A 24,311-nucleotide genomic window follows, 5' to 3' on the forward strand; every position below is an offset into this window, starting at 1 on the left:
CCCAGTCGTCGATTTCCATCATCTTCTCCAAGTGCCTATCAGTATACGTATTTTGATTTCGCCTTTAAAGAATATTTAATCTTTAAATTTTGCAAATATGACGCAATCGATACGAAGTTGTTTATCGGTCTTACTGGCCGTGTTGTTTTGTGCGTACGAAGCAGCCGGGCAGGATAGGCGTGTGAAGGGAAAGGTTACAGATGAATCCAGTGCGGGTATACCTGGCGTGAGCGTGCTCGTGAAGGGTACCAACAACGGTACCAATACCGATGCGGACGGGAATTTCAGCATTGCATTGCCTGCCGGTAATCAGGTGTTGACCGTATCATCGATCGGTCATGTGCCCCAGGACGTTAACGTACCCGCTGGTATGACCGAAGTGATAGTCAAGCTGAAAGCGGACGTAAAAAGCCTCGGGGAAGTGGTGGTAACGGCACTCGGGGTCCAGCGCAGCACGCGAAATGTCGGCTATGCTGTGCAGCAGATCGAGGGCGGGGGTATTCAGGAGGCGCGGGAAGTGAATTATATCAATTCCTTGCAGGGAAAACTGGCCGGCGTGCAGATCGGCGGCAACAGCGGCTCTATGGGCGGCTCGTCGCGGGTGACGATCCGGGGTTTGAAATCTATCTCGGGGAATAACAATGCGCTGTTTATTGTCGATGGCGTGCCGATGGCCAACATGAACCTGAACTCGTACGGCGTTACGGGCGGGCAGGGGACTGGCGGTGGCGGTTATGATTATGGTAACCCGGCACAGCTCATCAATCCCAACGATGTCGAGAATATTTCGGTATTGAAAGGCGCGGCGGCAACGGCACTTTACGGTAGTCGTGGACAGAACGGGGTCATTTATATTACCACCAAAACCGGCAAGGGCTCAGGCAAGCTTTCTTTGAATTATGACTTGAACATTCAGGCTGATCAGGTATCGCTGTTGCCCAAATTTCAGAACCTCTACGGGGGCGGGGGAAGTTCGAGTTTTACAAAATTATATGTCAATCAGAACCCGTCGGGCTTCCTGCCGGGTGGTGGCACTTACGATGACGGCGATGGCAAGGGCCGTTACGACCTCATTCCCGACTACGGTACCGACGAATCGTGGGGGCCGAAGATGGAAGGGCAGCTGGTGCGGCATTACTGGTCGTGGGACCAGGACCGTAACAACCCGAATTTTGGTAAAACAGCCCCGTGGAGCCCGCATCCCGATAATGCGAAGGATTTTTTCAAAACCGGCGTCACATTCTCGAACAACCTCTCGGTCGCCAGTAGCGGCGACAACGGATCGATCCGTTTTTCGGCAGGGCAGACCAGGCAGAATTTCATCTATCCGGGCAGTAACCTGAACCGTTTTTTCATCAGTCTGAATACAGTCTACAAATTCACCGACAAGTTCACATTCAGCGGGGGGATCAACTATGTGAATGACCATTCCAAAGGCCGGCCGGGGACGGGTTTCTTTGGCAACAACCCAATGCTGTTTTATGTGATGTTCGGGCAGCGGCAGATCGACGATGCTTACCTGCGCAATTACAAATATGCCGACGGTACGGAGCAGTCCTGGAACCGCACGGCCTGGAATATCCAGAAACCTGCATTTACCCAAAATCCCTACTGGAACCAGTACGAAAACTACAATACCGACCAGAATAACCGGTATTTCGGGAATGCGGGGCTTACCTACAAGCTCACTGACTGGCTCTCTGCCGATGTACGCGTTTTCTCCGACTACCTCAACCACCTCGACGAGGTCAGGAGCGCGAAAGGCTTTTTTGTAGGGTCCTATGCCAAACGGGTGGTGGTTAATAATGAAAACAATTACCAGGGAACACTGAACGTGAACAAAAGCTTTGCCGACTCGAAGTTCACATTGGAGGCAGTGGCCGGGGGGAATATATTGAGGATCAAATCGAGTACCGACGCCGGAACTACAAATGGCGGGTTGCAAAATCCGATGGTATATGTGTTGCAAAACTCGGTGACGCCTGCTACGGTTTCCAATTCTTATGGAAATAAGCAAATTAATTCCGTTTTCGGCTCAGTGACATTGGGCTATAATAAATTCCTTTATCTCACTGCCACCGGTCGTAACGACTGGGCTTCGACCTTGAAGCAGACCGGTAATTACTCGTATTTCTATCCGTCGGTGGCCGGTTCGTTTATATTCTCCGACCTTGTTACCGGCGCCAAATGGCTCACGCTCGGGAAGGCGCGCTTGTCATATGCACGCGTGGGGAACGATGCCGATCCGTACTCGGTGTCAAGGTATTATGATTATGTAGCGCCATTTGATACTTATCCTTTGCAAAGCACTTCGGACAAGCTTTTTAATAGCAGACTTAAACCCGAACTGTCGTCGGAAACGGAAGCAGGCGTAGATTTCAAATTCTTCAATGACCGCCTCGGCGCGAATTTTACCTATTATAACCGCAAGACCAAGAACCAGATCTGGAATGTGCAGATCCCTTCCGAGAGCGGGTTTACTACCAAAGTTGTGAATGGCGGAACGGTGCAGAATAAAGGTATCGAGCTCACATTGTCTGCTACACCTGTACAGACTACTAATTTCAGCTGGCGGGTAGGGCTTAATTTTTCTAAAAACAAGAACATTGTCCTCGACCTGAACAGTACCGGCGATAACATTGCAGGCATCGAACGGTTCATTATCGGTACCGAGCGCCGTACGAACAAGGTATCGATGGTGGCCCAGAAAGGAATGTCTCTCGGCACTATGCTGGGCACGGATTACGTATACGACTCGAAAGGCAACAAAACCGTGGCCGACAACGGGACTTACAATGTGACACCCACGCCGGTGATCATCGGGGATGCCAATCCGGATTTTATCGGAGGCTTGTCGAATATGCTGAGCTACAAGAATTTTTATCTGTCGGCATTGGTAGATTTTCAAAAGGGGGGTGACTTTTTTTCGTATACCAATTTGTACGGAAACAAATCGGGGATGCTGAAAGAAACAGCGGAGAATGGTATCCGCGAAAACGGCGTGGTGAATCCGGGCGTGAAAGCCGATGGATCGCCTAATGACATTGTGGTGCCCGCCCGGACCCACTTTAATGCTGATGGTGGTAATCGCATCAGCAGGGCTAATCTTTATGACGGCAGCTACATTTACCTCCGCGAGGTGCGGCTGGGCTGGTACCTGCCCGACAGCTGGGCACAAAAGATCCGTATGCAGGCATTGCGTTTGACACTTACGGGAAGGAACCTCTGGCTGATCAAAAGCAATGCGCCGAATGTCGACCCGGCCAATATTACTAATTCCATCAGTAACCAGATCGGCTTTGAAGGCGGTGCATTGCCGGCCGTGCGCAGCTATGGTGTGAACTTGAATGTTACTTTCTGATCCGATTTTAAATCGAATGATATGAAAAACAAGATATTACTACTGCTTGCCATCCTGCTGGGCTTCACAGGATGCGACAACTTCGAATCGCTGAATACCGACCCGGCGCGGTCGAGTGAAACACAGCCGGAATTCCTGCTTTCCAATGCCGAAAAGCGTGCGAGCGACCTGATGTACGATTCCTATTTCAACGGGCGGATCGGGATGGAGCTTTCGCAATACTGGATGGGCACCGACAAGACCTCCGACGGGCGTTTCCTGTTCACCAATGACGGCCTCTGGGCAGGACTTTACGCCGGTCCGCTGATGGATTTGAAAGAGATCAGCAACTATTACGACCGCCATCCGGCAGAAAAAAGCGCGCATACCCTGGCCGTGGCCGAAATCCTGAAATCCTGGATTTTTCACGTGCTTACCGACGTTTACATCGATATTCCTTACACACAGGCATTGCAGGGCGAGCATATTCCGCAGCCGATGTTCGACCAGGGAAAGGATGTGTATACGGCATTACTCAGCTCCCTGAAAACGCAGATCGATGTGCTTTCGGGGACGTCTTCCGGCGTGATACGTGGTGATATTATGGCTAAGGGCGACGCACAGCAGTGGATCCGGATCGCGAACGCGCTGCGTATGCGCATCGCTATGCGTATGGCCGATGCCGCGCCCGGGGAAGCGAAGGCAGTTATTGAGGATGCTGCCAAGAATACGCTGACCGGCACTGCCCAGGATGTGTATTTTCCTTACAATGTGGCCACGACGACCAATCGCTTCCCCTACAACGATGTGGAACGCCCGCTGGTGGAGTTTGCGGTTACATCCACGCTGGTAGAATACCTGCAATCGGTTAATGATCCACGTTTGCCAATTTTTGCACGCCCTGACGAAACCAATGGCAAATACATCGGTAAAGTGTATGGTACCGAAGCCAATTCACCGACGATGATCGGCCTCTCGAAGCCGGGCGTAATTGCTTACAGTGGTTCGGCAAAGGGTTATATGATCACTTTTGCGGAGGTTGCATTTATCAAAGCGGAAGCTGCCGCACGCGGAATGAATGTGGGGAGCGACACACCTGAAACGCTGTACAACGAGGCCGTGAAGGCGTCGATGGCGCAATGGGGCATTACCGACGCGAAAGCTGTGGAAGCTTACCTGAAAGCCGTGCCCTACACAGCGGGGACCTGGAAAAACGTAATCGGTACGCAGAAGTGGATCGCTATGTATATGCAAGGGTTGCAATCGTGGCTGGAACGCCTGCGGCTCGATCCGAAGAAGCCGGATGGCGCCGCGCTGTTTATCCCTCCGGCGTCGGGTAGCCTCGATCCGGATGTTACCGATGTGCCCAAACGGTTGAAATACCCCAGCAACACACGCGCCAGCAATGCACAAAACAGTGAAAGTGCTGCCAAGCGGATAGGGGGTGATACTCAGGCGGTGAGGAACTGGTGGGACGTCCAGTGAAAATTAAGATTTTGTTAAAGCATCCTCTATCTTGATTCGGCTCCTTACCTTTGGCGCCGAATTAAGTTTGGATGTGAGATGACGCACGAAAAAATATTTGTTTTAGAAACCGGAAGAGCCGTGAAAGTAAAAGTAGAGGGCGTATTAGCCGACGACCTCTCGAAAGTAAGTATCCAGGTCGATGTTTTGATTAAAGATCCGAAAGAAGAGGAGTTCAGGCCGCCCATTGGCCTGACGCACCCGAAGTACTGGAAATTGAAGAACCTCGAACCTGAGAAAGCCAGTGCGTTGCAAATTCAGTACAGCGGCGTACACCGTAAGCAAATCAGGAAAACCATCCGGGAGTTTGACAAATTGCATGCTTTGGAGGTACAAGATTAACCCCTTTTCAGTAAGCTAAATGAGATACACCACTATTGTAAAAGCAGGCCTGGCCATTCTTTGGCTGGGCTTCAATGCGCCGGTCGTTTCCTCGCAAACTGTCGGCCAGTCCCTACCTGCCTGGCAGGAGGGAGAAATGGATATTCATCATATCAACACCGGTATGGGTAATGCAACATTCATGATCCTGCCGGATGGGACAACGTTTCTCGTGGATGCGGGTGCGCTCGATCCCACGGAGGCGCGCACGCAAAGCCCGCGTAACACGAAGGCAAAACCCGGCGCCGAACGCCAGCCCGGCGAGTGGATAGCGCGGTATATTCGCAAGGTTTCCAAAGCACCGGTAGTGGATTATGCACTGATTACGCATTTTCACGACGATCATATGGGAACACCGACATCCGTTTCCAAGCGGTCGGAACCGGGTAAATATGCGCTGGCAGGTATTACGGAGGTGGCGGAGTTTGTGCCGGTGAAAAAGATCATCGACCGCGGCTGGCCCGATTATTCCTATCCGCGACCATCAGAGGACGCTATGATGCAGAATTACCGGACGTTCCTGGATTGGCAGGTAAAGAACAAAGGGTTGCGTGTAGAGGTAAGCGTTCCGGGGAGGAATGACCAGATCGTGTTGCTGCATGATCCTCAGAAGTACAAAAATCTGTTCGAAGTGCGGAATATTTCAGCTAACGGCGAAATCTGGACAGGCGTGGGGACAACGACGCGCAGGCATTTTCCTGAATTGAAAGACCTGAAACCCGAGCAATATCCGAGTGAAAATATGTGCAGCATTGCCACCAGGATCAGCTACGGGAAGTTTAATTACTTTACCGGCGGAGATACTCCGGGCGTTTTGCAGCCGGGTGTTCCGGCCTGGCATGATGTAGAAACGCCCGTGGCGAAGGCAGTGGGCCCTGTGGATGTTCATATCCTGGACCACCATGGCAACCGGGATTCCCAAAATGACTTCCTGCTGAGCGCATTGCGGCCGCGCGTGGCGATAATCCCTGTCTGGTCGTCGGATCATCCCGGACACGATGTGCTAGACCGTATTTTTTCGCAGCGCATCTATCCGGGTGAGCGGGATGTGTTTGCAACGGATATGCTGGAAGCCAACAAACTCGTCATCGGCGAGCTGCTCAACCGTTTGAAAAGCGATAGCGGCCACGTGGTCGTGCGGGTGGCCAATGGGGGAGATAGTTACCGGGTCTTTGTACTGGATGACCGTGACGAGCAGCTGAAAATTAAATCCATTCACGGGCCTTACACTTCCCGTTAAAACGAAAGCGTCGGAGTTTCCGACGTTTGCCATTTAAGACAGCGCCTTGTCCATTTCAAAGGCTGTTTCGCCGATTTGGGCGTTATCCCGATTTCCCGTGCTGGTATGTGAACCTACTTTTGACCCGTCAATCATTCACATACCAAACAATTAAAATGATGAAAATCAACACGGGTGTTTCTTTAAAATCTGTATTCTTTTCCGCTTTGCTCGCATTCGGGCTTCTCTCCTGCAACAATGATGAGGCCTCGGGCAATCAACCAACACCGGTAGCAGTAGACTACCATCAGACGGCTAAAACACAATTTGTCGAAGCAGGTGGTGTGAAATATGCCTACCGCGTCCTCGGCGATCAGCCCGGCATTCCGCTGGTGCTGCTGGCGTCACTTGGCAGCTCGATGGACGATTGGGATCCTGCAATTACCAATGGGCTGGCGCAGAAACATAAAGTGATTTTGTTCGACAATCGCGGCGTGGGAAGTTCTACGGGCCAGGTACCTGCCACCATTGGAGAAATGGCCACCGACGCCGTGGCGTTTATTAAGGCAATGGGTTTTACGAAAGTAGACCTGATGGGTTTCTCGATGGGTGGCTTCATTACCCAGCAAATCCTCCTCACCGAACCATCGTTAGTTCACAAAGCCATTCTCACCGGTACAGGGCCGAAGGGAAGCGAAGGGCTTGCGAATCTGCCGAATATCATCGCATCGACGGCCAATCTTACCCCCGAAGAAACCTTCCTGACATTCGGCTTCACCAAGTCCGAAGCAAGCTTGAATGCCGGAAAAGCGTCGTACCAGCGCATTCAACAACGTAAAATCGATCGCGACCAACCTCTTAGCCAACAGGCGGGCGGTGCGCAGCTGACGGCGGTACTCGCCTGGGCAAAGCCTTCTCCCGACGCGTTGAATGAGCTGAAAGCGATCCAACAGCCGGTGTTGTATGTGCAAGGGAAAAATGATGTACCGGTTCCGGTGATCAATGCCATCAATGCTTCGCAGAGTATTCCGAACGCCAACCTGGTGGTATACCCCGACGCGGGCCATGCCGCATTCTGCCAGTACGCCGATCGGTTCGTGCATGAAGCGATTGATTTTCTGGGAGAGTAAAACTGTTACATCACTTTCGAAGTAGTATGCCGTTCGGACATTTTCCGGGCGGCACTTTTGCTTATAAACAGCTACTTAGGTCACCGTAGGATAAACGGTATTTTATTTGCTTTGAATGGCATAAGGCATATTATACATTTGCTTGAAACAAAGGTAATTAATCAACTAAACGACATTTTTATGAGCCCGATAAATTATGAAGAGTTGACCAATTATTTTTCCTGGGCCGTGCTGATAGGAACAGGTAGCTGGGGGATATATTCAGTCGTCAAGGCCTTCTCTATTTTTTTCAAGGATGAAGTTACATTCTATAACCCTGAGAATGGCAAGACGATCACATTCAGAAAACATCCCCCGAAAGATTTTGACAAAGAAATGTTAGATTTTTGGAAATAAATGCATTTACAGAAGAGCAGGAAAAGGAGCCCGGTTAGTAAAGCTAACAGTACCGTTACTGCGGTTGCCTCGTTCTATTCCACACTATTTCTTCAACTTCCAGAATTTGAGCTGAAAGGACTTATCTCTGTTTGTGCGCCCGTTTTCGGGTATCTTACATTTATTGCGTGGAAATTATTGAGTGCGCATGGGCGTCTGGCTTATTACGAATATGAAGCCAAAAAACACATCGTTGAGCTGGAAATAGAGAAAGTGAAACCGGGATTATGTCGTGAGGATGTTCGGGAGATCGAATTGAGAATCAAGAATTACAGGAATGCCATTCATGAGCGGAGAATGATTGTGCTGGAAGGAATATGATGAGTTTTTACAACCCCGGCACCGTTTCGACGCCGGGGGAGAATCTTACAAAGTAGCCATATCAATCACGAACCGGTATCGAACGTCGCCTTTGAGCATGCGTGCGTAGGAAGCGGTGATATCCTTGATGTCAATCAGCTCGATGTCGGATACGATGTTGTGCTCGGCACAGAAGTCCAGCATTTCCTGTGTTTCGGCTATGCCTCCGATACCTGAACCTGCCATGCTCCGACGGCCGGTCAGCAGTGAAAATGGCTGAACGGAATATGGCTCGGTCGGGACACCGACATTGATCAACGTTCCGTTCGTGCGAAGCAGCGACAGATAGAGATCCATATCGTGCACCGCGGAAACCGTATCGAGGATAAAATCGAAGCTGCCCTTAACAGCATTTACCTGTTCGGGATCGGAGGTAACCACGAAATGATGTGCACCAAGGTCTTTTGCGGCCTGCTCCTTCGAAGCAGAGGTGCTAAGCACGGTTACCTCGGCACCAAATGCAACACCGAATTTTACACCCATGTGGCCAAGGCCGCCGAGGCCAAGTACCGCCAGCTTGTGACCTTTGCCTACTTTCCAGTGGCGCAGCGGGGAATAAGTAGTGATACCCGCGCACAGCAATGGAGCTGTGGCTGCCAACGGCAATTTGTCGGAAACGGAAAGGACGAACTCCTCGCGCACTACAATGGTATTGGAATAACCACCATATGTGGGTACACCGCTGCGGTCGAGGTTGTTGTAGGTCTGCGTATTGCCTTCGAGGCAGTATTGTTCCAGGCCGTCCTTGCAATTTTCGCAAACCTGGCAAGAATCCACCATACAGCCAACGCCGGCTAGATCACCTGCTTTGAACTTCTTCACGTGTGCGCCTACCTGCGTGACCTTTCCGACAATTTCATGGCCCGGTACCATCGGGAATACGCCCGGAAACCATTCGTTCTTGATCTGGTGAAGATCGGAGTGGCAGACGCCGCAATAGTGGATTTCGATCTGAACGTCGTGCGGGCCGACATCCCTTCTTTCAAATTCCCACGGAGCCAGATCGGTCTCGGGGGTTTGGGCTGCGTATGCTTTTGCTTGTATCATGTCAGAAAAAGGGGTTTAATTCGATCACAAAATTAGCAGGCAGCTTGCTATCGGGATTAATACTTTCAAATCGATGCTTATAGTTTTCAAACAATGCCTTTTGTGGCCCCGTTTTCGCTTACTTTCTTTTTTGGGAGTGTGTACTGATGCATTCGCCTCCATTAAAATAAACAGATTCGTATATCTGAAATGGTTTCCTGGTCGTTTATTAATTCATGTCGGCCAGACGTATATAAGTGATGCGTTCCCGCCCGGATTCAGGTGCGGAACTTAATTTATACATTGCTTCGTTACCGGCTCATAGCGAGTAATTTAGTGCAACTTAGAACTATTACAACCATTTACAGGCGAAGTATGCAATTTCGGAAGCCGGAGGCATTTGCGTTTTTCTTATCCTTGTGGGGCATAAGCATGGTTTGTTGTGCCCAGAAGCCCGGTTTGCCGGGTATGGCTCCGTCCAAATGGATTACCTTCCGCATGACGCATGCGCCGGGAAAGGTTTATCGGTTCGCGAACGGAGGTACCAAGACTTTTACAAACGAAGAAATGTATGTCCGAGCGTGGTTGCCTATGGTCAATAAAAAGAACTTCGCGGTTGTTCTCGGTCCCAATTACCGCACGGAACAGCTTGAATTCAAGAGCAGTGGCGAAAATCCGGCCAAAAAGTTCGAAGGGTGGAACCTCCGCACGTTTGCATTGGATGTGAACTCGTTTATCAGGCTGGATAGCACATCCTGGATTTTATTGACCTCGCATATTAACAAGACGGGTAATTTCGCGATGCTTTCCGCAAAGGAAATTCCGCTGAACTACACGGTTTCAGCTTCCTATTTGAAAAGAACCTCTCCCAACAAGGAAATCGGTGCAGGGATCATTTTCAACAAAAGCTATAAGTTGACATTCCTGCCTGTTTTTGTTTTTAACTACAATCTCTCGGAGAAAGAGGGCGTCGAAATTATGCTGCCCAAGAAAATGGCCTGGCGGCATAACCTCTCGCCTAACGACCGGCTCTATTTCAAAGCTGAAGCCGTTACTCGGACGTATTACCTTAACCGTGTAGCCGAAGGTACCCCCGACGTATGCCGCCGGATTGACGTCGATATGGGCATTTCTTATAACCGTAAATTCGGGAATTTTGCCGGTGTAGAGGTTTTTGGCGGTTACCGCAAGAATATTTCCAATAAGATGGTGCAAAATGCCGTTCCCGTACGCACTTCCGGGTTGGCAGCCACGGTCGAATTTTACGTTCAGCCGCCCAGTTTCAGGGGTAAAGCGCGGAAATAGGCCTTAACAATATGTTGATTTGAAGTATTGTGAATTAACTTTTGGGTAAAATCGGCCGGTGTAGTTTTACGCAAACTAACCTGGACACAGATGAAACCCTTTTTACTTTCCCTTATTTCGACAGCCACGGCCGTCGCGATATTGAATAGCTGCACAGACCACGGTCTCCCCACCGAACATTACCCCGACAAGGCAGAAGCGCAAAATCCGACAGTTGTTACGCAGGTCGGTAATGTAAAGGTTTATAACGGCGGCTTCGGGTCCGCTGTGATGCAGGACCCGACCGACCACATGGCATTTTACCTGCTCACCGACCGCGGTTCCAATATCGATGGGACGGTTGCCGATTCCAAAGTATTCGCAGATCCGGGCTTTGCGCCGCAAATCGGCAAGTTCCGGCTGATAGGTAACCAGCTGGTGCTGGAAAAGACTATTGAGCTGAAAAACGAGAATGGTACGAAGTTGAATGGCCTCCCTAACCCTCCCGGATTCGGGTACACGGGAGAACTGGCGCTGGATGTGAACAATAATGCGCTGCCCAACAGCATCGACGGGCTGGATTCGGAAGGCCTCGCACTTGCGAAGGATGGCACCTTTTGGGTGAGCGACGAATATGGCCCGCATATCGTGCATTTCGATGCGAGCGGTAAGACAATTGAGCGTATCAATCCATTCGGGAATGGCCTGGGCGGCCGTAAAATCCCGCTGGTTTTCGCCAAAAGACGTCCGAACCGCGGAATGGAGGGACTTACAATTACGCCTGACGGCAAAACACTCGTCGGTATCATGCAATTCCCGTTGTACAATCCGTCGGCGTCAGATGTGTCGGGTTCTCTCGTGACGCGCATCCTGAGCTTTGACATTACTACCGGCGTCAGCAAGGAATACGTATACCTCATCGACCGCGCCAATTTGCAGGCGAACAGCGAAATCGTGGCGATAGACAATACGACATTCCTCGTCCTCGAACGCGATGGTGAATACGCTACCAATGCCAACCGCGCAACGGTAATCAAAAAAGTGTATAAAATCGACCTGGGTAATGCTACCGATATTTCGGACCCAGCTAATGGGGTGAACGGCAAGTTGTACGGCGGACTTACCGTAGAGCAGTTGAAAACCGCTTCCAACCTGGCTGCGAATGGCATCAAACCCGTAACCAAGACGCTCGTGGCGGATTTGATGACCGACATGCAGACCCTTTACCCGCATGACAAAGCGGAGGGAATAGCGATTATCAATTCCACTACCGTTGCTATTTCGAACGATGACGATTTCGGCGTGGTAGATGCAGGCGGCGTGTATGCGCAGAAAATCCTGCCTGCCACCGGCGCAGTCGATCGCAACACGATCTACTTTGTGAAGCTAAAACAACCGCTTTGGTAATAATTCGACTTTTTCAAGCGGGTACGGGGCGTTGCTCTGCACCCGCAATTTTTTTAATACCTACATCAAAATGAAACTACTGAAATTCCTGGCCGCGGCGTCGATGGCTGCTGTAATCCTTCTCGCATTTACTGTACCAGACAAGCCGGATGTGTCACTTGTTTCCTCCGACACCGTCGATTCGCTCGGCGCTTGCCAGGGCGCGTCCTATCTGGATGGGAAAGTGTATTTGTACGGAGACCGCGAAGTAGGAATGGTGCGCTAATTTAGCCAGAAGGGCGATTCCCTGCATGACACAGTAAAGGAAATCCGGCTGACGGTCGATGCCATGGATGTAATCAATCACCCGGCGGGTACTTAACTCGGTGGATATCGACAAAGCCGATGAGCTGGAAGGCTTCATATTCTCAGGTGGTTCTTCGAAGGGCATCGCGGTGACGTCGTCCCGCAAGAGCAATGTCCATCAGGTGCGTGTAGTATGGTAATCGGTTACTTCTGATTCTTGAAAACTTTACATTTTCATAATAAACACGTTCGATTCGCTTAATAGTCCAAAAATACTTTTACGCTCGATTTTTGAGCACGAAATAGATGGGCTTTAAAGTGAATTGCAGCGTGTTTTCTTGTTTTTGTTAAATTTTTAAAATTATTATGAAGAAACTGATACTGCCAATTGTTCCGTTGGTAATGACAGGTATCCTGGTTTTCAGTCCGGGCAGGCATGCAGTGGCTTCCGGTAAGGGCCGGATGATGTTTGAAAGGCCGACCCGTGCATTGACCGTGACGGGTAAGGTGGTGGATGAGACCGGTCAGCCGTTGCTCGGTGTGACGGTTTTGGAAAAAGGAACCAACAAAGGTACCGTAACCGATGCTGCGGGTACGTTCTCGATTGACGCGAGCTCCGGCGCTACGTTGGTTTTTTCATTTGTGGGCTTCATCGCGCAGGAGGTGGTGGTTTCGGGCAACGGGCCGTTGGCCATCACTTTGAAAGAGAATGCGATGATGCTGAACGAGTTTGTAGCGGTAGGTTATTCGACAATGCGCAAAAGCGACCTTACCGGCGCTATTTCGAGCGTTAAAGCAAAAGAGCTGAACCTCAGTACGCCCACTATCGGGCAGGCATTGGTAGGTAAAGTGGCCGGCGTGCAGATCTCGCAGGTAAGCGGCGCGCCTTACGTGGGCACGAAGATCCGTGTGCGTGGCGTGGGTTCGGTGAATGCGAGTTCGGATCCATTGTACGTGATTGACGGCTATCCGGCTGGTAACGACGTTTTCATTAACCCGAACGATATCGAGTCGATCGACATCCTCAAAGACGTTGCTTCGGCTGCCATTTACGGCTCACGTGCTGCGGGTGGGGTCGTGCTGATCACCACCAAGAGAGGTAAGGAAGGCAAAGGCCGGCTCGAATATGAATACCAGTTTGGCGTGAACCAGCTGAGCAAGAAGGTCGATCTTTTGAATGCCTCCGAATTTGGCCAGCTGATGATCGACGGCCGCAATGCGAGCTATCGCGATTTGATGGTGAATGCGGGTAAGACCTGGAACGACGGCATGTACTCCGACGACAATGCAACCCGTATCAAAAACGTGGGCAATGCGGGTTCTGTAAGCATCCCTACCGATTTGTATGATTTCGCGAATCAGAAGCTGATTACTCCGAAATACAATACCGACTGGCAGAACGAACTTTACCGCAATGCGCCGGTGCACCGCCATAATATTTCGTTTTCAGGCGGAAAGAATGGCCTGCGGTACGCGATCAGCGGCGGTCAGCTCAACCAGCAGGGTATTATTCTAAGCACCGGCCAGCACCGGACCAATTTCCGGACGAACCTAGATGCGGATGTTAACAAGAAGCTGAAAGTAGGTGCAAACCTCGCATTCACCTATAATACCAACCGCGAGGTGCAGGAAGGGCGCTTCGATAAAGGCCCTATCCTTGGCGCATTGATTTACATGCCGATATTCAAAGCCTATAATGAAGATGGAAGTCTGGCAAAAAACGAGGCAGCCTCGCTGAGCTCGGCTTATGGCTATCAATCGATCGAAAACCCGGTGGCATTGGCGACCGAAACGCATATCAACCGCAGGGGGCAGCGTGGTACTTTCAGTGGTTTTGCTACGTACGAGATTATTCCCGACCTGAATTTCAAGGTTAACCTCGGTTTGCAGACCTATAATGAGAAGTACGAGTTCTATGCTCCTACCAGCCTGAGCAGCGGAGCGAATCCTCCGGGATCACCGCAGGCGATTGCTGCCGCGAATGCAGTATCGCAGATGACCACGCAAATGGACAAACTGGCGGAGTTTACTTTGAATTACAAAAAACAACTCGGCAAGCACAGTATAGATGGTTTGGTGGGTTATACGGCCCAGGAAAACAACCGTGACATCGTTTCTGTAACTGCTCGCGGATTTTCTAATGACCGCATCGAAGAAATAACCGGAAAAGGAGCAGATGCTACCTTTTTCGCACTGAATACCGGGGCCGACCAAACCGGTAAAGTGAACTGGACACTGCTTTCATACCTGGCGCGGGCAGCGTATAACTACGATGGCAAATATTATCTGACAGCCACTTTCCGTACCGATGGTTCCTCACGTTTCGGCCCGAATAACCGGTGGGGTAACTTCCCGTCGGTGTCTGCCGGCTGGAACATTTCCAACGAGGACTTTTACAAAAATGCATTAGGCAATACTTCTACACTTAAACTGCGTGCAAGCTGGGGATTGAGTGGTAATAACAACATCGGTAATTACAACTTCCTTCAAACCATGGCAGCCCCCGGCGGTGTGGTGTATGGAAACGGTTCGGTCAATACCGCATTGTGGGCTACGGGTATCAAAGATCTGAACCTGGGCTGGGAATCGACCTCGCAGTATAACTTCGGGGCTGACCTGGGGTTGTTCAACGACCGTTTGTCGATCATGGCGAACTACTACATCAGTCGCTCGTTCAACCTGTTGTTCAACCAGCCGCTGTCGGCGATTTCCGGTGCCTCGACAATTTTGACCAACCTCAGAAACTCGAAAGTACAGAACAAGGGTATAGACCTGCAAGTGGATGCCCGCGTGACTTCGACCAAGGATTTTGACCTGAACATCGCCGGTAACATTTCCGTGAACCGGAATAAAGTACTCGATATGGGTGGTGCGAGCACGATCATTACCAACGGCGCCGAGCGTTCCTACCTGACGCACATCACGCAGGAAGGCCAGCCGATCGGTATGTTCTACGGTTTCAAGGTGAAAGGAATGGTGCGCGAGAAGGATATGGAGAATATTGCTGCTGATAATGCGGCGTACAATGCTTCTACGCAGTCGTTCCCGGCTGGTTACCAGCTCAAAGGACCTGCGCGCTCTACGGCTTCCACCAACCCGCTTCGTCCGGGCGACTTATATTTCGAAGACGTAAACAACGATGGTGTTGTAAACGATGCCGACAAGCGGGTGATCGGTTCGCCGCATGCGAAATTCACTTATGGCTTTGCGATCACGGCAAGTTACAAGAGCTTCGATTTCAGCTCGTCGTTCAACGGAACCTACGGCAACAAGGTGCTCGACGGACAGGATTATTATCTCTATAATATGGAAGGCTCGGGTAACCAGTATGCCAAAGTGGCTAACCGCTACCGTTCGGAGTCGCAGCCGGGTGACGGGCACGTGTACCGCGCCTCACGCGGGGGGACGCAAAGCAACAGCACGCGTTTGTCGACCTTCTATTTGCAGGACGGCTCATTCCTAAGATGTACCAACCTGACGTTGGGCTACAACATGAACAGCATCGGCAGCCTGACCAACAATGCCATCAGCGCATTGCGGGTGTACGTAGGCGTGGATAATGCATTCACTCTGACCAAATACCTGGGCTATAACCCCGAGGTGGATTACAACAACGGGGCTAACCTGACTCCGGGCGTCGACTATGGAAAATATCCGCTCGTGCGTGCCTACAACATCGGTGCCCGTATTACATTTTAAGCAGCAGAAGAGATGATCAAGCGTAAATACATTTTCAATACATTGTTTTCAGCATTCGGACTGGCAGCCCTCGCGGGGTGTTCCAACGATTTCCTCGATCAGGAAAACCCGAATGCAGTGTCGGCGCCCACTTTTTACCGGACACCCGACGACGTGGCTTTGGCCGTGAATGGTATCTATAACTCGCTGCGCGATGGCAACGGCATCGGGGAAAACAGCGGACTGTTCAGCGAGGAACGGTCGGACAACACCGGCCGTAACGATAACCAGTCGAATGCGGGCGAGCCGTTCCAGTTCAACGATTTTTCGCTGTTACCCAGCAATACCTATTTGAAAAATCACTGGCTGACGTTGTTTCAGATGGTAACGCGCTGCAACCAGGTACTGGCCGGCATTGAGCGCGTGACGTTTACAGATGCCAATCTGAAAGAGCAATATAAGGCCGAGGCGAAATTCATCCGGGCGCTGACCTACTTCCACCTCGTGCGCAAATGGGGCGACGTGCCTTTGGTAACCAAAGAATTGCTCAGCACCGATGAGGTAACGGCCGCAACATTTCGTGAGAAACAGGATGTAGTTTACAACCAGATCGCGCAGGACCTGAAAGACGCCGCAGCTTCGACTTTGCCGGATAAGCAGACTGCCAACACGAAGGGTAAGGTAACGAAAGCTGCCGTTAATGCATTGCTAGGCCAAGTGTACCTCACTATGGCGACCACCCTGGATGCTGCCAACCGCACCGCCAATCTGAATGAGGCCAAAAAATACCTGATGGCGTCGTATAACCTGCGCACTTTCGGGGATTTGAAGGAAGTGCCTTATGTGGATGTATTTGACGTGGCCAAGAAGTCGACGAATGCGGAAACGATCTTTCAGGTGGTGAACAAGCAAGGCGATATCAACTTCTCATCTTCGATTGCCCGTAACAACCAGGCCAAAGGAGAGACGATCAACTCATTGTTCGCGTCGTCGGGTTCGGGCGGTAATGTTACGCCTGACCTCGTGCAGGATTATGAGGAAGGTGATCTGAGAAAAGACTTTTCGATCAAATTTGCCAACGACCCGATCGTAAAGGACTATTTTATCACCAAATACCGCGATGCCAGCCCGGCAGCAACGACCAACGGTTACGGCGGCAATGACTGGATCCTGATCCGCTACGCCGATGTGATCCTGATGCTCGCCGAAGTGCATATGCAACTGGGCGACGAACCGACCGCTATCAGTTTCCTCGATCAGGTCCGCGAGCGTGCCGGCTTGCCGAAATACGCAGCTTCGAAAGCCAATGCAGATTACGCAGCCAAATACCCGACATTGAAACTCGCTATCCTGCATGAACGCCGCGTGGAGCTTGCATTCGAGAACCATCGCTGGTTCGATTTGCTGCGCTTCTTTACGACCGATGAGCTCGTGGCCTATTTCAAAAGTAAAAAGCAAGAGAATTTCGGTATCGCGAAGCTCAGCAACTTTGGCAAAAAAGACCGTTACTATCCCATTCCGTTTGACGAAACCAAGCTGAACCCGGAGAAAATGTACCAGAACGAAGGTTACTAAAACCTGAACCGGACTATTACATCGCCCTGCGCCTCCTAAGCGCAGGGCTTTTTGTTTTGGAGCGTATTATATTTGACATGATATTCTAAAAAAGCACCATGCCGCAGCGCCTGATCTCGATCCTCCAACTCACCCACGCGATTCCGCCAGCAGATCAGGAAGCGATCCTGAGTGCATTTACCATGCAGCAGTTCTGCGAGGGCGATGTGCTGTTCAAGGGCGGGAAAATTTGCCAGGAAATGTTTTTTGTATTGAATGGCGTGCTGCGGATTATGGTTACCAATGAGAAAGGCAACGAGGTAACGCATTACTTTTTGAAGGAAAATCAGTTTTGCACGATCCTGAATAGCTTCAATAACCACGTGACGGCGCACGAGAGCATTTGCGCCGCCTGCAACGTGCAGGTACTGAGTATTACCAAAGCCGGTTTGTGGGCGCTTTACACTCGCTTACCTTACCTGAAATCGGTGATCGACACGATTACCAACCGGACGCTGCTCGAAAAAATCCAGATCCGTAATGCGTATCTCGGTCAGGATTCGGCTGCGCGGTACCGGCAATTTCTTGCGCGCCAGGCCGATATCGCCACACGCGTGCCGCTTTCCGATGTAGCCTCTTACCTGGGCATTACGCCACAGTCGCTTAGCCGTATTCGGAGAAACCTGCGCTGAAAATCGTTTTTACCATTTGTTAAGTGCTTTGGCAGCCCGGTAATGGAGATTTGTATTGTCAAAACAATCGGTACAAATGGAAACTTTGAATGCAGCATTCTCTCTCAATGGGAAAAAAGTAGTGATCCTGGGCGGTAGCTCGGGACTGGGCCTGGCTACGGCCAAAGCGGCAGCGGCAGAAGGCGCAAATGTGATCATCGTATCAAGCAATGCGGCGCGGGTACAAAATGCAGTGGCAGACTTGCCGGGTAATGGTTTCGGAATGCAATGCAATCTCTCCGACGAAGCATCTGTAAAGCAGCTTTTTGAAGAAATCGGCACGTTGGACCACCTCGTATTCACGGCTGGCGAAAGCCTTTTGCTAAGCAATATAGCCGATACGGAACTTGCCACGGCACGCGCGTTTTTCGATCTCCGATACTGGGGCGCGTTCATGGCGGTTAAATATGCTGCACCGGGGATCAATGCGGGTGGATCGATCGTGCTGACGGGCGGGATTGTGAGTGCGCGCCCGAACGCGGGCTGGTCCATAGGCGCGAGCATTTGCGCCGCGATGGACGGTTTTACGCGGGCTATGGCCATAGAGCTGGCGCCGGTACGCGTGAACCTGGTTTCGCCCGGCGTAATCCGTACAAATTTGTGGTCGTCAATGGATGATGCAGAGCGGGATGCATTCTACGGACAGATCGCGGCTGGATTACCCGTGCGCCGCGTGGGCGAGGCCGGAGAGGTGGCGCAAACTTATATTTACCTTATGAAACAGCCTTTCGTTACCGGACAAATCCTCGTTACTGACGGTGGCGCGGTACTCGTCTGACTAGCCTGAAATCTCATATTCAGCTCGCGATGTCTACATTTAGCCCGCCTTGCTGCAATGCGGCTACCTTTTCGGCGTCGGCGCCAGCGTCTGTAATAAGTGTGTGAACGGCCGAAAGTTCGGCGAACTTTACATAGCTATCCCTGCCGATTTTGGAGCCGTCGCAAAGCAGCATTACCTGGCCTGCATTGCGGATAAATGCGTTGGTGATGGTTGATTCGTACTCGCTGTGCGCGGTGAGGCCGTTTTCTGCGGACAAGCCGTCCACACCGATAAACGCCTTGTGCGCATGGTAGCCGTTGATATGCTGGACTGCCTTGTCGCCGTGAATGGCTTTCCGTGCCTTGTTCAGTTCCCCGCCGATCAGGTTAATCTGGATGGAGGGGACATCAATAAGCTCAGCCAGAACAGGCAGGGAGTTGGTTATCACGCGAATACTTTTCTTCTTCAAAAAGCGGCACATTTGAAAGACTGTGCTGCCGCAATCGAGAAAGACTATGTCGCCATCCTGCACATAAGAGGTCGCTTTTTCGGCAATCTGCTCCTTGGCCGGATTATTCACGCCCGACTTCTCAGAAAACCCTGTCAGCACAGGGTTTTCTATTTTCATGGCGCCCCCGTGCGTGCGTATCAGCAATCCTTCTTCCGCAATGTCGCCCAGGTCGCGGCGGATCGTTGCCGGTGAAGCTTCCAGTATTTCGGCCAGTTCGAACACGGTGAGGCTCTCGGCGTTGTCCAGCGCAGCGAGAATTTTTTTCTTACGTTCTTGAAAGTTCATCGTAAATGCTTACTTTTGGTCAAAAATAATCAAAATTGATTAAAAGTAATCAAATCTATTAGCCTTGAATAGTGTTTATGCTCGCCAAAAGTAGTATATCTGATCATTTTTAATAAAACCTTTTCACTTTAAATCACATTAGCCATGAGTGGATTAATGATCCTGGTGGCCGGGCCGTACCGGTCGGGGACGAATGACGACCCCGCTTTAATGCGTAAAAACCTCGATAAGCTCGAATCGGTGACGTTGCAGTTGTTCCGCGCCGGGCATTTGCCGGTGATCGGGGAATGGGTGGCGTTGCCGTTACTCAAACTCGCCGGTTCCAAAGTGCCGGGCGACGAGCCTTATGAAGAGATTTTGTATCCGGTGGCCGGGCGCCTTTTGCAAAAATGCGATGCGATCCTCAGACTGGAAGGGGAGTCAAAAGGCGCTGACGAAGATATAAGAATCGGACGTGAGCGCGGGTTGCAGATTTACTACCACCTCGCCGACGTGCCTGGTTGCGGGTAATCAGAGCAAATTGGGTTGGCGTGTTTTGTTTTTGTCGTACATCGGCACCGAGATGTAGAAACAAGTTCCGGCTCCCGGCGTGCTTTCCAACCAGATTTTTCCTTTCTGGGCCTTGATAAATTCCATACAGAGCATCAGGCCCAGACCAACCCCTTTCTCGTTATCGGTACCGAAAGTCGACTCGACATTGAGCGAAAAGACGGACTGCTGTTTTTCCCACGACATTCCAATGCCATCGTCCTGTACAGAAATCAGGCAGTAGTTGCCCTGCGTTTCGGCTCTCACCATAATGTGGCCGCCTGTGCCCGTGAACTTGATGGCATTTCCGACGATGTTCCGTAGGATGAGCTGCATCATGTCGCTGTCGGCGTAAATACTGGCCGAAGGGTCGAAATAGTATTCCAGGGTGATGTTCTTCCGGGCTGCAATGTTACGTTCCAGGTTAAGGGTAGGCTCGAAAAGCGACTGCACATTCAGATATTCCATATGCGCCGAAACCCCGTGCAGCTGTGATTTCGACCAGTCGAGCAGCTTGGAGAGCATTGCCAACGTGTTTTTGGTCGAGTTGAGGAGTTCGTTTTCGATGTCGAGCTTTTGTTCTTCTTCCAACTCGTGTTGGGTAAGCAGTTCCAGGAAATTCTGGATGCTGGCCAATGGCGAACGCAGGTCGTGCGCGACAATGGACATCAGCTTGTTTTTCTCCGCATTCAGTTTTTCGAGCTCTTCATTTTGCTTGACAATCCGGACGTTCTGCAACTCGATCGCCTTCGATTTTTCGAGTGTGGATAGCTTTTCGCTTTCATAACTCCCCCTGATATAGTGAATGCAGAAATAAGTGATCGCTGCAACCACTGCGTAGGCCGACATATGGTCGACAAACCGGTTGGCCCGCGTAGTGTACGTGTCCGGCACCAGGTGAGGATAATAGAATTCGATGAGATTGAGGATAATCAGCACTGTGACATTGATCGGTATCCATACTTTATACTGATCGACAGGGCTGATGGCGATGCTGAGCAGCAGAAAAAGCAGGAAGAACAGGTCGGTAGGCCCGCGCAGGCCGGAGTTGAGGAAATAGTTGACCAGGAACAGTGATAACCCAACAATGTTGGCGATCAATGTGCTGATACTGATCATGTTTTTAAAGCGGGAGGCATAATACAGCCCCATCGTGATCAGTAACACAATAAGGCTGGCCAATGCTATTTTGGGCAGCCCTATCGCATAGTTGAATGGTACATTATATAACAGCGCGAACGTTGATATCAGGCATACCGAATGGAATATACGTGCATTCATCGGAAACACTGACGGGTCGCCGGATAAATTGATCCATGTTCGATAGATTGAATCTTTGAGAGGCAAGATGTGTAGGGTTTCTTTCCTACAAATATAACGTACGCATTTTCATTAAACGCAAGTAGAATTAATATTAATTGGCGTGTGGAGATATATTTAGCCCTTGATGCGGTTCAACTCATCTTCGGACCCGGATCTTCGGCTGCGCGCGGCCTTGATCTCCTTGCTTCCAAATCGGTAATTGAAGTTGATTCGCAGCATCTGGCCCTCAAAACGGAACCGGAGGCGCGTTTCGATACCCGCATAGGCCGACGTGTACCCGCCGCGCGCCGTATGGAAAATGTCGCTGAATGTTGCTTTCAAGCTGGCGTTATCCTTCCAGAATTTCTTCTGGACGCCAATGTCCACCATCCCCATTTGCCAGTTGTAATCGATACGGCGGTAGGGCGAATTGTACCAGCCGGATAGCTCGATCGTCCAGCTGTTTTTGAGTTTGAAAGTATTCTGGCCATTGAGATTGAATGCCGTTGTCCGGTTGTTGACCACCACGCCATTATCCAGTGCGGCCTTCCAGAGGTTGTGGTACCCGCTGATATTGAAATTGAGCTCCCACCATTTCGTGATCGGTGTGGTAATGCTTATGTCCAGGCTGAAACCTTGCGAGTAATCGAGGTTCTCGGTAATGAAGTAGGTACGGCTGCTATCGTAAGGAATGCGTAAACCCACAACCGGAAACCTGGTGCGCCGGTACCCGAACGAGGTAGTAAGTATGCCCTTGTACACGTGCGAGAGTTTGAAACTATTGGCGTATTCGGGTTTCAGGAACGGGTTCCCTTTTGAATACACCAGCTCATCAATGCGGTATTCGAAAGGGTTGAGGTTCTGATAACTCGGGCGGTTGATACGTCGGCTGTAATTGAGGTTCCAGGTGTGGTTTTTGGATGCGCGGAACGAGATGGCCCCACTTGGGAAGAAGCTCAGATAAGTCGTATCGACTTTATCGAGGTCGTTATGTTTGTAGCTGGTCAGGTCGCCCAATGATTTGGTGTGCTCGGCGCGGAGACCGGCTTGCAAGTCCCATTTTTTACCAAGGGAAACATTGTAATTGACGTAAGCTGCGTATACGCGTTCGAGGTATTTGAAGCGGTTGCTGCGATTGGTGTCGATCACTTCAACATTTTGAAAAACATTGAAAAAATTGAATGTGTTGTCCGATTTTACGTCCGACAACTTCACACCGTACCCGAGTTTTCCCTTTTTGAATGGCTGTTCATAGTCGATTTTGAAGGATTTAATGGCGATATCCACAGGTGTTTTCGAAACGTAATTCCGTTCGATAGGTTCGTCACTGGTTGTTTGAAAGTGGTATTGGTTGGGTTGGTAACTGATCCCCCGCGAAGAGAACCGGCCGTAATCGGCATCGATGTTCAGTTCATGCCCGGTGGTATCGGCATAGCGATAATTCACGTTCACGTTCAGGTTTTTGTTTTTCTCTGGGTTCGAGGTCCGCGACGACAGGATGAGCGAATCGGCAGTCAGATTGTTGCGTTTGCTGATGAAAGTTTCACTCTCTCCGCCGCCGTTGTGGTTGCTGATACGGCCGTTGGCACTGAAACCGATGGTATTTCTGGAATTGATAAAATAATCGGCCCCGATTTTGGCACTATGCGTCGTGTCGCGCCAGATGCCATGCCACAATTTGTTGTAAGCTACCTGGTTGAGGATCTGGTCGTCGTAGGTCGTGTTGTGCCATGCGCCCTGGTTGAAACCGTAATTGCCGAATAGGTTGAGCTTCTTGTCGCGATGGTTCAGGTTCAGCGACGCATTGTATTTAGGTGTTATGCCAAACATGCCTCCAAGGCTGACATTGCCGTTGGTGCCCAGCTTGGCGTTTTTCTTGAGACGGATATTGATAATACCGAGATCGCCCGCGGCGTCGAATTTGGCGGAAGGGTTCGTGATGATTTCAATGGCTTCTATGTCAGCCGAATTCATGCTTTTTAATGTGGAAGCAAGGTCTTTTCCTGCCAAAGGGGAGGGACGGCCGTCGATGTAAATGCGGACGCCGGTTTTGCCTCGTACCAGGATATTCTCATCCCTGTCGACCTGTACGCCCGGCGAGCGTTGCAAAAGATCGAGCGCATTGGAACCGGTAGCATTAATACTTGCTTCGACGTTGAAAACCATCCGGTCGTTCTTGACTTCGATGAGTGGTTTGGTGCCGGTTACTTTTACCTCATTCAGTTGCTTAGACTCCGGTGACATGGAGATTGCAGGCAATTTTACGTCCTGGCCGGCCACCTCGAACACCGCCGAGTGGTACATTTGTAGGCCTACCGCCGAAATGCGTACGAAATATTTACCATCGGGGATACCGCCTATCTTGAAAGAGCCCTGTTCGTCGGCGACATCGGCTTTTACCAGGGTGGAATCTTTGAATTGATTGATGGAAACTGCGGCAAACCCGACAGCCTCATTTTGTTGATTTTTAACAAGGCCGCTTACCGTGAAGGTCTGGGCGAAGCCGGCAAAGGAAAGTCCATGAATTAGCAGGCTGAGTAGTGTTCTTTTCATAAATGGCTAATATCCGTA

General features: G+C 50.7%; 19 protein-coding genes. 15 read left to right on the plus strand and 4 right to left on the minus strand.

Features of this window, described 5'->3' with window-relative positions; translation table 11 throughout:
• Positions 1 to 97 precede the first annotated feature (97 nt).
• The 7 genes from ACQ4MZ_RS15290 to ACQ4MZ_RS15320 all read left to right on the plus strand — a co-directional run bounded on the left by ACQ4MZ_RS15290 (position 98) and on the right by ACQ4MZ_RS15320 (position 8,350).
• Positions 98 to 3,361, plus strand: a complete 3,264-nt coding sequence (locus ACQ4MZ_RS15290; protein WP_430845942.1) for a SusC/RagA family TonB-linked outer membrane protein — start codon at positions 98 to 100, stop codon at positions 3,359 to 3,361.
• Between the two features lie 21 nt (positions 3,362 to 3,382).
• A complete protein-coding gene (locus ACQ4MZ_RS15295; RefSeq protein WP_430845943.1) occupies positions 3,383 to 4,825 on the plus strand; it encodes a SusD/RagB family nutrient-binding outer membrane lipoprotein in 1,443 nt (480 codons plus the stop codon).
• Positions 4,826 to 4,945: 120 nt separating this feature from the next.
• On the plus strand, positions 4,946 to 5,206 hold the full coding sequence (locus tag ACQ4MZ_RS15300; protein ID WP_309985027.1) for a hypothetical protein: 261 nt from the start codon (positions 4,946 to 4,948) through the stop codon (positions 5,204 to 5,206).
• 19 nt (positions 5,207 to 5,225) lie between these two features.
• Positions 5,226 to 6,485 carry a ComEC/Rec2 family competence protein gene (locus ACQ4MZ_RS15305; protein WP_430845944.1) on the plus strand — a complete coding sequence of 420 codons (1,260 nt, stop codon included), beginning with the start codon at positions 5,226 to 5,228 and terminating at the stop codon, positions 6,483 to 6,485.
• A gap of 155 nt (positions 6,486 to 6,640) precedes the next feature.
• A complete protein-coding gene (locus tag ACQ4MZ_RS15310; RefSeq protein WP_430845945.1) occupies positions 6,641 to 7,594 on the plus strand; it encodes an alpha/beta fold hydrolase in 954 nt (317 codons plus the stop codon).
• Between the two features lie 180 nt (positions 7,595 to 7,774).
• A complete protein-coding gene (locus ACQ4MZ_RS15315) occupies positions 7,775 to 7,990 on the plus strand; it encodes a hypothetical protein (protein WP_430845946.1) in 216 nt (71 codons plus the stop codon).
• Positions 7,991 to 8,350 carry a hypothetical protein gene (locus tag ACQ4MZ_RS15320; RefSeq protein WP_430845947.1) on the plus strand — a complete coding sequence of 120 codons (360 nt, stop codon included), beginning with the start codon at positions 7,991 to 7,993 and terminating at the stop codon, positions 8,348 to 8,350. It begins immediately after the preceding gene.
• 45 nt (positions 8,351 to 8,395) lie between these two features.
• Here ACQ4MZ_RS15320 and ACQ4MZ_RS15325 read toward each other — a convergent pair whose 3' ends face one another.
• The gene (locus ACQ4MZ_RS15325; protein ID WP_430845948.1) at positions 8,396 to 9,436 is read right to left on the minus strand and encodes an NAD(P)-dependent alcohol dehydrogenase; all 1,041 of its coding nucleotides are present in this window, start codon (positions 9,434 to 9,436) and stop codon (positions 8,396 to 8,398) included.
• A gap of 354 nt (positions 9,437 to 9,790) precedes the next feature.
• Here ACQ4MZ_RS15325 and ACQ4MZ_RS15330 point away from each other — a divergent pair, with 354 nt between their 5' ends.
• From ACQ4MZ_RS15330 to ACQ4MZ_RS15360, 7 genes are all read left to right on the plus strand, one after another.
• Positions 9,791 to 10,720, plus strand: a complete 930-nt coding sequence (locus ACQ4MZ_RS15330; RefSeq protein WP_430845949.1) for a DUF6268 family outer membrane beta-barrel protein — start codon at positions 9,791 to 9,793, stop codon at positions 10,718 to 10,720.
• A gap of 90 nt (positions 10,721 to 10,810) precedes the next feature.
• Positions 10,811 to 12,106 carry an esterase-like activity of phytase family protein gene (locus ACQ4MZ_RS15335; RefSeq protein ID WP_430845950.1) on the plus strand — a complete coding sequence of 432 codons (1,296 nt, stop codon included), beginning with the start codon at positions 10,811 to 10,813 and terminating at the stop codon, positions 12,104 to 12,106.
• Positions 12,107 to 12,176: 70 nt separating this feature from the next.
• Positions 12,177 to 12,371 carry a hypothetical protein gene (locus ACQ4MZ_RS15340; RefSeq protein ID WP_430845951.1) on the plus strand — a complete coding sequence of 65 codons (195 nt, stop codon included), beginning with the start codon at positions 12,177 to 12,179 and terminating at the stop codon, positions 12,369 to 12,371.
• Between the two features lie 386 nt (positions 12,372 to 12,757).
• Entirely contained in the window at positions 12,758 to 16,090 is a 3,333-nt protein-coding gene (locus ACQ4MZ_RS15345) for a SusC/RagA family TonB-linked outer membrane protein (protein WP_430845952.1), read from the plus strand.
• A 12-nt stretch (positions 16,091 to 16,102) separates the two neighbouring features.
• The gene (locus ACQ4MZ_RS15350) at positions 16,103 to 17,644 is read left to right on the plus strand and encodes a RagB/SusD family nutrient uptake outer membrane protein (RefSeq protein ID WP_430845953.1); all 1,542 of its coding nucleotides are present in this window, start codon (positions 16,103 to 16,105) and stop codon (positions 17,642 to 17,644) included.
• A 98-nt stretch (positions 17,645 to 17,742) separates the two neighbouring features.
• The gene (locus ACQ4MZ_RS15355; protein ID WP_430845954.1) at positions 17,743 to 18,315 is read left to right on the plus strand and encodes a Crp/Fnr family transcriptional regulator; all 573 of its coding nucleotides are present in this window, start codon (positions 17,743 to 17,745) and stop codon (positions 18,313 to 18,315) included.
• A 76-nt stretch (positions 18,316 to 18,391) separates the two neighbouring features.
• Positions 18,392 to 19,132 carry an SDR family oxidoreductase gene (locus ACQ4MZ_RS15360; RefSeq protein ID WP_430845955.1) on the plus strand — a complete coding sequence of 247 codons (741 nt, stop codon included), beginning with the start codon at positions 18,392 to 18,394 and terminating at the stop codon, positions 19,130 to 19,132.
• Between the two features lie 19 nt (positions 19,133 to 19,151).
• Here the strand turns inward: ACQ4MZ_RS15360 and ACQ4MZ_RS15365 are convergent, their stop codons facing one another.
• Positions 19,152 to 19,910: a DeoR/GlpR family DNA-binding transcription regulator gene (locus ACQ4MZ_RS15365; protein ID WP_430845956.1), complete on the minus strand. Its 759-nt coding sequence runs from the start codon at positions 19,908 to 19,910 to the stop codon at positions 19,152 to 19,154.
• A gap of 144 nt (positions 19,911 to 20,054) precedes the next feature.
• Between ACQ4MZ_RS15365 and ACQ4MZ_RS15370 the strand changes: the two genes are divergently transcribed.
• Positions 20,055 to 20,420 (plus strand): DUF4406 domain-containing protein, encoded by a 366-nt coding sequence (locus ACQ4MZ_RS15370; protein WP_430845957.1) that lies wholly within the window; start codon positions 20,055 to 20,057, stop codon positions 20,418 to 20,420.
• On the opposite strand, the gene ACQ4MZ_RS15375 is transcribed toward ACQ4MZ_RS15370, so the two are convergent.
• Entirely contained in the window at positions 20,421 to 21,719 is a 1,299-nt protein-coding gene (locus ACQ4MZ_RS15375) for a sensor histidine kinase (RefSeq protein WP_430845958.1), read from the minus strand.
• A 156-nt stretch (positions 21,720 to 21,875) separates the two neighbouring features.
• Positions 21,876 to 24,293, minus strand: coding sequence for a TonB-dependent receptor domain-containing protein (locus ACQ4MZ_RS15380; protein WP_430845959.1), 2,418 nt, complete (start codon positions 24,291 to 24,293; stop codon positions 21,876 to 21,878).
• Positions 24,294 to 24,311: the final 18 nt, after the last annotated feature.

Origin of the sequence: Dyadobacter sp. BHUBP1 (assembly GCF_050587785.1) — a bacterium.
Classification (GTDB): Bacteria; Bacteroidota; Bacteroidia; order Cytophagales; family Spirosomataceae; genus Dyadobacter.

Coding starts and splice junctions, on each gene's coding strand:
- ACQ4MZ_RS15290 (WP_430845942.1), top strand. CDS start 98: ATGACGCAATCGATACGAAGTTGTTTATCGGTCTTACTGGCCGTGTTG.
- ACQ4MZ_RS15295 (WP_430845943.1), top strand. CDS start 3,383: ATGAAAAACAAGATATTACTACTGCTTGCCATCCTGCTGGGCTTCACA.
- ACQ4MZ_RS15305 (WP_430845944.1), top strand. CDS start 5,226: ATGAGATACACCACTATTGTAAAAGCAGGCCTGGCCATTCTTTGGCTG.
- ACQ4MZ_RS15310 (WP_430845945.1), top strand. CDS start 6,641: ATGATGAAAATCAACACGGGTGTTTCTTTAAAATCTGTATTCTTTTCC.
- ACQ4MZ_RS15315 (WP_430845946.1), top strand. CDS start 7,775: ATGAGCCCGATAAATTATGAAGAGTTGACCAATTATTTTTCCTGGGCC.
- ACQ4MZ_RS15320 (WP_430845947.1), top strand. CDS start 7,991: ATGCATTTACAGAAGAGCAGGAAAAGGAGCCCGGTTAGTAAAGCTAAC.
- ACQ4MZ_RS15325 (WP_430845948.1), bottom strand. CDS start 9,436: ATGATACAAGCAAAAGCATACGCAGCCCAAACCCCCGAGACCGATCTG.
- ACQ4MZ_RS15330 (WP_430845949.1), top strand. CDS start 9,791: ATGCAATTTCGGAAGCCGGAGGCATTTGCGTTTTTCTTATCCTTGTGG.
- ACQ4MZ_RS15335 (WP_430845950.1), top strand. CDS start 10,811: ATGAAACCCTTTTTACTTTCCCTTATTTCGACAGCCACGGCCGTCGCG.
- ACQ4MZ_RS15340 (WP_430845951.1), top strand. CDS start 12,177: ATGAAACTACTGAAATTCCTGGCCGCGGCGTCGATGGCTGCTGTAATC.
- ACQ4MZ_RS15345 (WP_430845952.1), top strand. CDS start 12,758: ATGAAGAAACTGATACTGCCAATTGTTCCGTTGGTAATGACAGGTATC.
- ACQ4MZ_RS15350 (WP_430845953.1), top strand. CDS start 16,103: ATGATCAAGCGTAAATACATTTTCAATACATTGTTTTCAGCATTCGGA.
- ACQ4MZ_RS15355 (WP_430845954.1), top strand. CDS start 17,743: ATGCCGCAGCGCCTGATCTCGATCCTCCAACTCACCCACGCGATTCCG.
- ACQ4MZ_RS15360 (WP_430845955.1), top strand. CDS start 18,392: ATGGAAACTTTGAATGCAGCATTCTCTCTCAATGGGAAAAAAGTAGTG.
- ACQ4MZ_RS15365 (WP_430845956.1), bottom strand. CDS start 19,910: ATGAACTTTCAAGAACGTAAGAAAAAAATTCTCGCTGCGCTGGACAAC.
- ACQ4MZ_RS15370 (WP_430845957.1), top strand. CDS start 20,055: ATGAGTGGATTAATGATCCTGGTGGCCGGGCCGTACCGGTCGGGGACG.
- ACQ4MZ_RS15375 (WP_430845958.1), bottom strand. CDS start 21,719: ATGAATGCACGTATATTCCATTCGGTATGCCTGATATCAACGTTCGCG.
- ACQ4MZ_RS15380 (WP_430845959.1), bottom strand. CDS start 24,293: ATGAAAAGAACACTACTCAGCCTGCTAATTCATGGACTTTCCTTTGCC.